This window comes from Membranihabitans marinus (assembly GCF_019802045.1).
In the GTDB taxonomy this organism is placed as follows: domain Bacteria; phylum Bacteroidota; class Bacteroidia; order Chitinophagales; family Saprospiraceae; genus Membranihabitans; species Membranihabitans marinus_A.
Genome location: NZ_JAHVHU010000002.1, coordinates 560,015 through 572,719, shown reverse-complemented (window position 1 = coordinate 572,719; position 12,705 = coordinate 560,015). Strand labels below are relative to the sequence as shown.

Genomic DNA, 12,705 nt, shown 5'->3' with positions numbered 1-12,705 from the left:
TTTTTAACCAACTGACTATCTTATTCCCGGATCGGGTGAAAGTCATAAAATGATTATTTAACTTTACTCATGAAATCAGAATCAATTTTGAGCGAATACACAAAATTTTAAACAAGCCCGCTGTAGGCCGCACAAGCTCAGCCCCTTTTTTTTGGCGAGGCTATGGTCTGTAATTCCCATGGGACATAAATTATGGTGGGCGTTTGTTATTAAGTTCAAATCCAAATTGCATGATTATGGTGGGGCATAACAGGCTTTCTGTGGTTATGTGTGTAAGGGATCCATAGGGAACATTCCCCTTATCCATCCGCTGCAAATGCCTTCCACCAGCCCCTCAAACAACAAACCTATCAACATACCACACCTTAATGAACATCAATCTTCTCCACCTGCAACACCCCCTCACTGGTATGCAGGAAGACGACAAAAGCCGTGTTTCCCGAATCTACGACGTTCGAAAGTGCGTGCACATCTACATTAAAATTATCCTCCTTAAAATCCAATTTCTGATAACCATCAGACCATCTGGTCCCTTCTACCGGGGTCAACACCTCACGCAATACATGGTCGTGCTGAAAATCGGCTATATATTCTTCACTGGTCTTCGTGTCTGCCTGAGGATCGACCAACCCATCTTCTGTCAAATAGACGGTCAGAAAAACCGGCGCATTAATATCCTCCAGAAACAAGGCGGAAACGCGAAGGGTGGTACTGGTGTTCAAAGTATTTACGGATAAGTTCAGATCTACTTTTGGCTCTGCATTTACGGCATCCGATATAGTCGTCGTCCAGGTATTGGGAAGTCGTTGATACGTTTGCTGACCAGGCACCGGGATGCGTTGGATAGCTGCTGACGGATAGCCTTCGGGCCGTCCCAATAGCTCCATCAAGCTGACCGTCTGTGATGTCTTAAAATCGTACTTACTCTCCGCATAGGGCCGAGAAAAGCTACCGGCGTGATAAGTTACCACGATCAGACTACTGTCAAAATCTGCATTGAGTGCTTCGAGCAAACGACTTCCATCGGGACAATTGGGACACCGCACCCCACTGATCTCTTCGATAAGCACTTTTTGTTTTCCAGCCATGGGTTCTGCCAGATCATAAGGGATTTCATCAGTACAAGCTGACAGAATGAAAAGTAAAAACAACAGGTACCCTACATTTCTCATAATCGTTGTTGAAATTCAAATTGAAAACCGCTAAAAGCGGGCTCGTACCGGCAGATCCCGCCGGAACAAACATATCCTTCCAGCTGCTTGACAAAGCTCAGTCCGTATCGGCCACTGCCTTTCCGGTAAAACAATCCCATAGTAGGATATACAATAGAAGCTTTAGACTCAAGCATTCCGGACCCACTGAGGGTCCAATGCGTATTCCAGGCATATTCCATTCCCAAAAAATAAAGTGATCCTTTATCCTGGCGGGTTAACAACGCCTGTGATTCGGTCTTTAGGCTTTTGTTTTTACCCCAGGTCGTGTAATATTCCACGTAGGGTATCACAGAATGAATCACCTTATGTCCTCCTTTCCCCTCGTACACAGACTGATTGTAAATCTGGTACATCATGCCACCTACCCACCGGTCACGATCTCCGTTCCAGGTCCATTTCAGATCATAATCATCGTATAGTCTGGCCCCATCGAGCTGCAGGATAAGACTGTTGCGCCACTCCAATAAGTGATCTTCCAGTGGCAAAAATACCGTCAGATTCAAAGATTGTTCTCCGAGAAACTGCGTGGCTGGAATATACCGGGATTTCAACCGGTAGGTGCGAATATCCGTAGCCGGTGGAATAAAATTGAGATCGTTCCGGTAGTCAAAACTAAATGGATCCGATTTATTGATAAAACGACGAATATATTTCCCTTCCAGACTCAATGATACTTTTGCAAGATCAAGAGCCAGCTGGGTGTAAAGCGCTTGCCCGGGCTTCGTTTCGAAGCGTCCGAGGATGTTTTCTCCGGTAATAAGCTGGCGCGATTCCTCTGCATTGTAATACGGGTCATGGTATTTGACAGCCACCTCCACATTCCAGGTGAACGGCCCGGCATTCATTTCATGGAAAACGGTGCCGAGTAAACCATTTCGATACAAAGCCACCTTATCCGAAGGGTGATAAAACCGGAGTTCGTCAATCAGGTCATCCGTGAATGAATTACTGTATCGCTTCCAGCTGACCCCCACACCAGAACTTAAATACACATTTTTCAAGGTCCAATTTTTACGGTATTCACCACCGCCATTGAAAAGATTCTGGAGTGAAAAATCGGACTTTGGTCGTCCGGCATAAAGCATAATCGATTGGTCGCCGGCCATGTACCATTTTGCTTTGAGTCCAAATATAGAATTGTCGATCAACAAACTCAGGTCCCGGTAAGAGCGCATGATCAATCCTTGGCCGATCTGCTCATAAAAATGTCCGCCTTCAATAGAAAATTTAGACGTTGCATATTTGATATTAAAATATCCCACTCCATATGCCGTATAGGCATCCTCCGGGTTTCGAAGTATACTGTTCTGATATCCGTCCAGACGGGTTTCGATGCGCCAATTCTGATTGTAAGCCTGCAAGGTCAACCAAGATTCTGCCCCCCATTTATGATCTTCATAAAAAGGTGTGTTAGCAGCTCCGATTTTAGTATCTTTCACCGCGCCATTGACCTGGCCCGTCCACAATCCATCGATATTCCAGGAGGATTTTGTGTCTTGTGCTGCCACCGGAAGGGTGATTACCAGAATGATTAAAAATTGTATAATTTTATTCAATAAGTCTTTTTTTATTTCAACAGAACGTTTGATAGATACATTGATTGCGAAAATAAAGCCAAAATTAAGTATGAAGTTATTACTCGGATGCATTTTAACGGTCTTCATGATCGGATGGTCGTATGGCCAGTCACTTCCTCTTCACCAGATTGATCTGAAAGGAATGAAAGGAGAAAGAACTACGATGGATAAAATCCTCCCTGAAGGCAAAAATGTTATTCTGAGTTTTTGGGCGACCTGGTGTGGTCCATGCAAAAAAGAGCTTGATGCAATACAGGAAAAATACGAGGCGTGGCAAAACAAATACAATGTGGAGTTAATCGCCATAAGCACAGATAACGCACGGACAGCCGGACGGGTCAAAGCAATGGTTAAACAATACAAGTGGCCATATGCTGTCTACCAGGACATGGAAGATCAATCCAAGCAAATTTTCAACTATGAGTCGATCCCGTTTACAGCAGTTTTGGATGCCCAGGGAAATCTGGTATACACCCACATCGGATATTCCAATGGAGATGAAAAACTCCTTGAAAAAGCACTGGCCAAACTGCCATAGTCAAACGTCGATTGATTAAAACCCAAGAAATGAATAGACACCGAAGATCAATGCTCCGGCAATCATCAGACCATAAAAGCCAATACCGACTATCACAAGTATGGTCATAAATTTGAACAGGTTCTTGAGGTTTCTGAACGAATTGACCAGAGCATAATCATCATTCAGTCTCACGGCCTCTTGGACCGAAGTGGAAGATCTGTACAAATAAAGTGCAGGCAGAAAGTACAACAGGAGAAATGAGAAATAAAAAAGCAGGATCGAGCCCTCAGAAATCCGAAATCGAGAATAGCCGAGGTCGCCCTGATTCATGATTAGAAAACCGACACCACCAAGAACCATGAGCGCTGCCAAGCCTATACCCACAAAGGAAATGATGGCCAGAATCTTTCCCCATCGGCCATAGTCGTCAAGGTATGACTTCATCTCATCATCGATCAGTAGGTGGTCATTTTGTTCTAAATTTTCATCGTCATAGTATTCCATGGCTTTCCATTTTGATTGAGGTTGTGAAAAATAAATCACGGAAGTTATATAATTCGCTGAAGTACCTGTTTAGCGCCGATCATACGGCACCTAAATCCACATACAGTCTTGACATTAAATCTATTATTACGATTTTGTGCCAGAAATAGTCCCATAGGGACTGCAGATCATAGCCTGGGGTGTGAACCCCAGGTTTTTAAATGGAACTACGATTTAGTCCCCTTTTGGGGACTCATAACCCGAATAACCTGTTACAGGGCCTGACAGCCCTGGCTCCCCGATAGCTATCGGGGCTTTTATCCCTATGGGGTATTTTTAATACACACTAAACAAGTACTCGCTGAAAGCGAAGTAAATAATCAAGAGTTAAGATAACAATAAATTCGTTCAATCACGGATCATTGACATAAAACTGGTTAAATAGCAAAGCAAATCTCATTTTCAGACGCCCATCGCAGTACAACAAAGGTTGATTCTCAATGCAAATCCCGCCAACTATAAACTTGAAACTCGCTTCATCTTTGTCGTTCAAGTCCCCCGTAAATCAGATTTTTGCCCGCTATACGGTCTGTTCCTGCTGCTTTTTCAAAGAACCTCAATCCGTCAACCAGAGCGTTTGGGATCGTTTTCGTCGATTTCACCTCGAAGACCCTTTGAATATAACATCCGTGTAAGAATCATCTAATAATTCCTCAGATTTCATTTCAGATAGATCCAACGGCATCAAATGGAATAATGCCACCCGGCCTGCCAGACTTTGGGTTATATTTTGTATCAAGTGGAAGTTTTGAGAACCGGATAATATAAACTGCCCCACCATTCCTGAATCATCAACTACCCCCTGGAGATATGAGAACAACGATGGCACCCGCTGCATCTCATCAAAGATCGCTTTCTCCGGATACATTTCCAGAAATCCTCTCGGATCATTTTGGGCAAAGTCACGCAAATCAGGATCTTCAAGAGAAACGTAGGTGTAATCTTCAAAATACATAGAACATAAATTCAAAATACATAAACTATTAGATTCTTAAAGTAAATATCACCACACCAAAAACCACAATATCAGCATCTTATGATCAAAACCACCAGCCAGATCACTATGTCTTTCAAATAAAAACCCAACCTCATGCTTTTCAAAAGTCTCCTGCCCGGATTTTCCATTTTCCTGTTTTACCTGACAGCATCCTACGCGAGTCCTACACTTCCAATGCCGCCTCAGAAGGTATCACCGACCGTGATACAGGGCGTCATCAAAAATTACGAGAAATACTCCAAAACCAAAATGTACAGCTCAAAGAATCACTGGGGAGCCGGGTTGATCCGGACCGGGAAGCTAAAATACAACCCGATGGCACGTTTGAGATTCGATTCACACAATTTGACAAGGAAAAGTATATTCTCTCCCCTTTTCCTCAAACCCAGATTTACACCCATCCCGGCAATTCCTTACAGATCACCATCGATCTGGAACGTACCAAAAATACAACTTTTAGTGGCAGCTCCGGAAACAGCAACCGTGTTCTGAATGAATTTTTCAGGGAAGGAACCTTCAACCCGGGCAGAAATTTGATCTACAGTTCCACTGAATATTCACCGATGGAATTTCTTTCGCAGATAAACACCTTGAATGACCAGAATCAAATAAATCTCCGGGATTTTGTATCGAGACATCAAGGAGCTCAAGAACAAACTGATTTACTGAAAGCACTGATGCTCAAAAAGAACTATGAAATACTGCTTGAATTTGCGATAGTTATGAGAAAAGCTATGTTTACAGGGACCATATCCAATAACCAACCATCACCACCGGATCACCTAATACCTAACCTCGACGAGCCAGAACCAAAATGTCTAAATAAATCCACTGAAATTGACGTAAAGAGGAAGCCCTCGTATCGGCGAATTCATTCGCCGTCTTTCGGCAGTTAAAAACCAAAGATTTTTAGAGTATAGTTAATTTTACATATTTTTCTTTCATTTGAGAGGGAACATACACTTGGAAAAAACTTACTATCAACACCTATGAACTTCCATATTCAAAACAAAATTTGGCAGAAATTCATTGGTAAAGTACCTAACATCCTATCTCCTAATCCCTCTCCTGCTCTACCCCCAAATCAAACGAAGCCACATAAAAATCAGGATCCACCCTGATATTCGTTGACGTAATTCCTTCGGGAAGTTCGGTGCTTTGCCATTCGTTTGAAGCATCATATAACCATACAGGTCGGTCCTGAATCCACACCTGAATGGGCATCGCAAAATCTTCTATGGTATTGTCATACCGGTATCGCAAAACCCCATGGTCTACCCAGTAACTAAAAACCGGAATCCGAGCATCGCGGACATATTGATCAAAAAAGGGCTTTAATTCCACATCAGTATGGGCGTCCACAAACCCTTCAACGTCTGCAGCAAGAACCGTTTGATGATAAAAGGTTTCATTGAGTCCGCGCAATATACTGCGCCACTGCTCGTCATTATTGACGATTTGACGCAGGGTATGCCACATATTGGACCCCTTGTAGTACATGTCTGCGCCCCCGCACCCTTGGTCGTGGACTCCATAGGCGCCCTGCAAGGGGCAATTGTTTTGTGTATTGGCACGCATACCTCGGACGTATTCAGCACCTGCCTCTTTGCCATGGTAATACTCCACATAGAGGCTTTCACTGTAATTGGTCAAGCTCTCGTGAATCCACATGTCCGCCAGATCAGCATAAGTAATGTTATTGGCGAACCATTCATGGGCCGATTCGTGAATGATGATAAAATCAAACTTCATCCCCCACCCCGTATGACTAAGGTCACGCCCGAGATAACCATTCTCGAATTGATTTCCATAGGTCACACTGCTTTGATGTTCCATGCCCAGATAAGGCGCTTCTACTAACTTATATCCATCTTCGTAAAAGGGGTAGGGACCCAACCAATATTCAAATGCTTCAAGCATCTTAGTAGCTTGCTTGAATTGTTTTTGAGCTTTTTCCAGATTATATGGAAGCACATAATAATCGCAGGTGAGGGGTCCCTTTTTACCTTGATATACCTCTGAAAAATGGACATAATCCGCAATATTAATATTCACCCCATAACTATTGATGGGATTGGACACGAACCAATGGAAAGTGCGTCGCCCGTCAGGTTCTTCGGTGATGCTACGCAACCGACCATTGGACACATCTTGCAAACCCCGAGGCACATTCACTGAGATCTGCATACTATCGACTTCATCAGCAGGATGGTCTTTGCAGGGCCACCAGATACTGGCACCAGCTGTTTGATTGCTATTGGCTATAAACCAATTTCCGTTTTTGTCTTTGTCCCAGGTGATCCCCCCGCTCCAGGGAGGTCGAATGCTTTCGGTCGGATGTCCTTCATAAGTCACGATAATTTCTTCTATTTCCCCTCTTTTCTGATCTTTCTGCAATTCTATGAGGTAGCTGGAATATTTCTTTGTAAATTTCAAAAGCTGACCATCCTGGGTAATGTTTACAATTTTCAATGGATCCTGTAAATCAAGTTGCAGAACCGCATGGGGTCTTTTCACTTGATATCGAACAACATTCCGGCCTTCGATCCACTTTTTTTCCGGATATACCTCTACATATAAGTCATAATAGGTCAGATCCCACCAACTTCTTTCCGAATTATTACCTCCACGCAAGGAATCTGCATCTGTGAATTGCCGGATCTGCCCATTGATCATGGAGATTGGCAATAAGAAAAGTAAAATCAAGATGTACTTCATTCGATTCAATTATGCTCCACGAACTGGTTAATTCCGCAAAAAGTCTTTGAGATCCTTCCCTCCCCGCTTGGAAGCATGGATAGTTTCCCCATCCCGAAACGTTAATAACAGTCTACTGTGCTCATATCTGCCGATCATAGAAAGGTTGACGACCACTGCGGCACTGATCTGAAAAAAGAAGGGATGTTTGAGCAATTGGTCTTTATAATACCCTAAGTGTCTGACAGAATGAAGACTTTTCCCTTCGGTGCGATGAATGATGGTCATCGTGCCATCGGCTTCCAGATACTTGATCTCCATCGTATCGACGCATTCGATCACCCCTCTGACCATCAACACTGAAAGTTGTTCGAGCATCACGGTCTTGGGAGTGGTAGCATAGTTCTCGGAATACGAACTATGGTCAATATCCTGGCGAATACGCGTCGTTGCTTTATGAACAGCCTGAATTAATTCTTCGTTACTTATGGGCTTGTACAAATAGTCGATGGCTGACACTCGGATCGCTTTCAGTAAATACTCTTTTTGATTTTGTCCGGTAGTAAAAATGATGGCAGGCATGGGATCCGATTCCCGATTTTCTAAAAAATGAATGAGGTCAAATCCGCTGCCTGTTGGCATCCCGATATCCAGGAATATCAGATCATACTTATTTTCAACCACAAGGGATTTGGCTTCATCAAGCTGCATAGCCTGATCAATGGTATCCAGAGACGGGCAGTACTTTTGGAGCTTATTCTTCAAAAGTTCCGAAGCTTTCCGATTGTCTTCGACGATCAGACTATTGATTTTTTCCATAATTTAACTAGAACTCCCTCAAAATGAGAAGATAATCATTTTAATTGAATAACAGATAAAAATCAAAAATTTTGTCCGTCTTGTAAACTGCTATGGAGTTGCTGTAGCAACATTAACCGCTCGCCATGGGTCCATGGTCGGACAATCCGGCAAAAATTCAGGGTTGATCTGAATATATGTCGAGCGAATTTTATCGCGCAGCCAGTTCATCAAATACTGTTCTTGCCTCTGCTGGATGGCAGCCCGTTTGATTTTATCGTAATCTTCGCCCAGATTAGCAGTGTGTGGTTTACTTCGGGAAAAAAGTTTAATCAATTTCAAAAAGCTACTCCCTTTCTGGTTATTGGGATCGGTCATCTCCACCGGTGCAGTAATATCACCGACTTCTATGGTATCAATCGCAAAATACACATCAGTTTCCAGTTCCGGGGTTTGAAAAAAGGTGTTGCCGGACTGGGGGTTGGTTACCCGTCCTCCATTGTGAAAAGACTGCACTTCTTCCGAGCCATACCGACGAACCGCTATTTCCCATGGGATAGAGTCTCGTATAATCATAGTCCGGATGGAATCCAGTTTTTCTTTTGCTCGTTCCACATCTTCTTCTTTGATTTCGGGTTTGATAAGTATGTGCTCCACATGAATTCGGTTCCCCCGACGCCCAATCATCTTGATGATGTGAAATCCAAAATCGGTCTCCACAATGTCAGAAATTTCTCCATCATCGAGATTAAAGGCAGCTGCTTCAAACTCGGGAACAAAGGTTCCACGCATTTGCCACCCCAGATCGCCACCGATGCGTGCCGAGCCCGGATCATCGGAATGCTTTCTCGCCAAGGTATTGAAGTTTTCACCTTCTTCTATCTTATTTTGGATCTGTACTGCCAGAGCAATAGCTTTTTCTCGTTCCTCTTGACTCACTTCGGGAAACATCACCAACTCCCCGATCTCGACTTCAGAATTAAAATAAGGAAGGGAGTCTACAGGTAGTGATTCATAATAATCAATCACCTCTTTCGGCGTTATCTTAACTTTCGATAAAATCTGCGATTGCATCTGTCGGGCCATCGCCTGGGCTTTCATATCTTTCCGCATCATTTTTTTGACTTGGGAAACATTCTTACCATAATAGTTTTCAAATCGTTCAATATCGCCATTCATGGTCTGAATGATGTATTGTATTTTACGATCGAGTTCTTGTTCTACCTGGGCATCGGGAACGACAATACTATCCAGTTTGGCCTGATCCACGAGTAACTTATTCAAAAACATGCTTTGGATTACACTGCATGAATCTTCTTTGGTCAGACCGCCGCTAACAGCGGTCTGGTAATCCAAATTGCTCAGTATTTCAGAAGACAAAAGAATCTCTCCACCCAGTTTTGCAGCCAGTTGTTCCAGTACAATACCTTCTTCCTGGGCACTTATAAGGTTAACGAAAAGGCACAGGACAATAATAAACTTAATTCTCATATTTCTTAATCTTGTTGTCACGCAGAGCTTCCTGATATAGGTCGGTTTTCACCCTTTCGAGCCACCGCATCCTGCGTTTCTGTAAAATAGCTTTCTGTGCAAAATTACGAATATAAGTGAAAGGCGCATCATCTGTCTCCTCTGCAATATCAATAATCCGCAGAAAATAAAAATGTTCCGCATCTTCTAACTCCAGCCGATGACTCTTATTGAGAATATTTTTGGGAAGTACTTCTGGTAACAGGGATTGCAATTCATCCAGTTCATGCCACACCGTATCCAGTACGAAAGCTTCAGCAAACAAGTCCAAATATCTAACTAACTCTATCTTCAGACTCTCTTGATCATTCATCTCATCCCACAGTTTTTTCACTTTATCATACTCACCTTCCAGAGATTCTCTCGGAAAAACAGCCAGATTAAACTTCACTATGGTTTTTTTCAACTTAAATTGATCCGGGTTTTGATTGAAAAACGTTTCAATGTCCTCATTTGTGACCACGGTATCCGAAAAATTCGTTAAAAGTTGCTCTTCATATTTATGAAGAATCAATGATTCACGATAATCGTTAACCAGTTCATTGAGTTGATTAATATCACCCATCGATCGTTCTGCTTCAGCCAAAAATACTTCTTTTTTTATCCAGCGATCAGTGAGGGCATTGGATATAAGAACACTGTCTGAACTGTTGAGCTTATCCGGATACATGTTCTTTAGTTCACGAAGACTAAGGGCATTTTCCCCCACTTCAGCGACAAGAAGCTCATTGGATTCATCCTGCTTTGCTGTTTTCTGACAACCTACAGCAATCCATAACAATGAAAGTAGCCAAATCAGGCTGAAATTAGGATTTAATAATAGACCGAAGCACCGACTCATTTAATTTGATATCATATTTTTTTTGCAATTCACTTATCCACTGATCTTCCAGGTACTTTTGATAATCTGACATCACCGCTCCTCGGGCATCTTCAAACTCCAGGGGTTCGCCCGGCTCAATGCGCTGCACCTGTCCAAATATCGTAATTCCGGCGGCACTGTTTGCTTTCTTATAAATTTCATGATCAGCAAGTTTGATTTGGCCTGTACCAAAATGATCCTGAAACTCCCCTTCAGACACTTTTTTGCTTTGATAAGTAACGACCTCTGCCGCTTTGTTCAGTTTTTTCAAAACCTTTTCTGGTGTTTTTTTCCGAATAAGTTTCTCCACTTTATCCAACACCCGACTGTTCGTGGTGTTCACAATAAACTCATTATAATAAATATTTTGCGCGGTATGGAAATCTGATCTGTTTTTGTCAAAATAAGAGCGTAATCCGGAGGTATCCTGACCGGCGCGATCCCATATCTTTTCCTTTGAGATCTCAAATAACATGATCCCTTCCCGGTATTCTCGCATAATTTCCCGGAATTCCGGATACTTTTCCTCCAGATGCGCTTTTTCAAAAACCATCATCTCATGATCGATGTATTGATCAAGAATGTGCCCCACTTCTGAAGCAGGGTCCCGAACGACACTCCGTTGATACCGGGCATCAAGATTTGCAGCCAGGTAGTTTATAAAATTTTCAAGATCATAGATCGAATCCCGGATTTGGAACAAGGGTCTGTTCTCATATTCCTGAGGAACCTCCCAATTCATCACAAATACCTTCTTCGTCAGCACATCCAGAAGTTCCTCGTTGGACACGTCCATTTTACGAAAATTTTCCTCTTTCTTAATGCGATTTAGAAAGGCTTGTTGCGCCAGTTGATATCGGTCATCACTGCGTATCTTTTCTTCCAAAAACCGCTTTTCGTCCTCATAATCTTTCAGGGTATCCAAGGAAATACGTTTTATAATATGCCATCCGAATTCGGTCTCTACAGGGGGAGAAACAGCGCCGTCTTCAGGGATTGAAAAAGCCGCATCTTCAAAAGCTGGCGCATATGTACCCGTTTTAAACTTTCCTAGGTATCCGTTCTGACGACGATTGTTCTTATCTTCACTGTATTGTTGAGCTATCTTATTAAAGTCGCCCCCGGCTTGTAACATTTCATAAATTCGTTCAATCGCCTGTCTGGATGTATCTTTTTCCCCGGGGTTTGGATGCCTGATAAGTATATGCGCCACTTCGATGGTTCCGGGATCAGGCCTTCGACCATGCACTTTTATAAGATGAACACCTAATGTGGAATAAACAGGGTAGGTCATTTCACCCGCTGCCGTATTGTAAATGGCTGTTTCCAGTTCATAAAACCCATCGGGCAATTTGGCACGCCGATACCCCAAATGACCACCATTGGAGGATACCGAACGATCCTGCGAGTATTTTTTAGCGACGGCAGAAAAATCGACTCCGGAAGCCAGCGCATCTGCAGCCTCCTTTAGTTTTTCAAGCGCAGCTTCTTTTACTTCTTTCGGGGTTCCGGGGGGTAACATCCGAAGAATATGGCTGACATCAATATCCCATTTCATCCGGTTGTAAAGCTCTTTGGTCAGTCGGTCCAGCATCGCATCATCCGACAAATACTTATCCGCCAATTGGTTGCGGTACTGAGCAAGTTCCGCCTCCAACTGTTCATTGTTCTCCATGCCTCGGGACCGGGCATCCGCCACTTTTAATTTGAACTTTTTATACAATTCCAAAAATTCATTTATCGACTCCGCACTGTAGTCCGCATCAGCTCCGTTGCTCTTTTCATAAACATATTCAAACTCAGACACACGGACATTATCTTTTCCTATAGAGAACAGCACTGGATCTTCCATGGCTTTCTGTGCATGCAATGGCGCTGTAAACCCGAAAAGAATTAATAGACAAACTGATATGGGGATCAACCTAAAGTTCATGGATTTTAACATTTATAGATAAAAAAATAAGGAA

General features: G+C 42.9%; 11 protein-coding genes. 2 read left to right on the top strand and 9 right to left on the bottom strand.

Annotated features, from left to right (window positions below; genetic code table 11):
* Positions 1-365: 365 nt before the first annotated feature.
* Both KUV50_RS02485 and KUV50_RS02480 read right to left on the bottom strand, forming a co-directional pair.
* A complete protein-coding gene (locus tag KUV50_RS02485) occupies positions 366-1,172 on the bottom strand; it encodes an Omp28-related outer membrane protein (RefSeq protein ID WP_222578499.1) in 807 nt (268 codons plus the stop codon).
* Complete coding sequence (locus KUV50_RS02480) at positions 1,169-2,770, bottom strand: DUF6029 family protein (protein WP_222578498.1); 1,602 nt, start codon at positions 2,768-2,770, stop codon at positions 1,169-1,171. Before KUV50_RS02480 ends, KUV50_RS02485 begins: the two co-directional genes overlap by 4 nt.
* A 70-nt stretch (positions 2,771-2,840) precedes the next feature.
* On the opposite strand from KUV50_RS02480, the gene KUV50_RS02475 reads away from it, so the two are divergent.
* The gene (locus KUV50_RS02475) at positions 2,841-3,329 is read left to right on the top strand and encodes a TlpA family protein disulfide reductase (RefSeq protein WP_222578497.1); all 489 of its coding nucleotides are present in this window, start codon (positions 2,841-2,843) and stop codon (positions 3,327-3,329) included.
* A 15-nt stretch (positions 3,330-3,344) separates the two neighbouring features.
* Here KUV50_RS02475 and KUV50_RS02470 read toward each other — a convergent pair whose 3' ends face one another.
* Entirely contained in the window at positions 3,345-3,815 is a 471-nt protein-coding gene (locus KUV50_RS02470) for a hypothetical protein (protein WP_222578496.1), read from the bottom strand.
* A gap of 637 nt (positions 3,816-4,452) precedes the next feature.
* The gene (locus KUV50_RS02465; protein ID WP_222578495.1) at positions 4,453-4,809 is read right to left on the bottom strand and encodes an AAA family ATPase; all 357 of its coding nucleotides are present in this window, start codon (positions 4,807-4,809) and stop codon (positions 4,453-4,455) included.
* A gap of 135 nt (positions 4,810-4,944) precedes the next feature.
* Between KUV50_RS02465 and KUV50_RS02460 the strand changes: the two genes are divergently transcribed.
* Complete coding sequence (locus KUV50_RS02460; protein WP_222578494.1) at positions 4,945-5,343, top strand: hypothetical protein; 399 nt, start codon at positions 4,945-4,947, stop codon at positions 5,341-5,343.
* Between the two features lie 564 nt (positions 5,344-5,907).
* Here the strand turns inward: KUV50_RS02460 and KUV50_RS02455 are convergent.
* The 5 genes from KUV50_RS02455 to KUV50_RS02435 all read right to left on the bottom strand — a co-directional run bounded on the left by KUV50_RS02455 (position 5,908) and on the right by KUV50_RS02435 (position 12,671).
* Complete coding sequence (locus KUV50_RS02455) at positions 5,908-7,569, bottom strand: M1 family metallopeptidase (protein ID WP_222578493.1); 1,662 nt, start codon at positions 7,567-7,569, stop codon at positions 5,908-5,910.
* Positions 7,570-7,596: 27 nt separating this feature from the next.
* Positions 7,597-8,367, bottom strand: a complete 771-nt coding sequence (locus KUV50_RS02450; protein WP_222578492.1) for a LytR/AlgR family response regulator transcription factor — start codon at positions 8,365-8,367, stop codon at positions 7,597-7,599.
* Positions 8,368-8,457: 90 nt separating this feature from the next.
* Entirely contained in the window at positions 8,458-9,837 is a 1,380-nt protein-coding gene (locus tag KUV50_RS02445; RefSeq protein WP_222578491.1) for a peptidylprolyl isomerase, read from the bottom strand.
* Positions 9,827-10,717, bottom strand: coding sequence for a hypothetical protein (locus KUV50_RS02440; protein ID WP_222578490.1), 891 nt, complete (start codon positions 10,715-10,717; stop codon positions 9,827-9,829). The genes KUV50_RS02445 and KUV50_RS02440 overlap by 11 nt, the downstream gene beginning before the upstream one ends.
* A complete protein-coding gene (locus tag KUV50_RS02435; protein WP_222578489.1) occupies positions 10,683-12,671 on the bottom strand; it encodes a peptidylprolyl isomerase in 1,989 nt (662 codons plus the stop codon). The genes KUV50_RS02440 and KUV50_RS02435 overlap by 35 nt, the downstream gene beginning before the upstream one ends.
* Between the last annotated feature and the right edge of the window lie 34 nt (positions 12,672-12,705).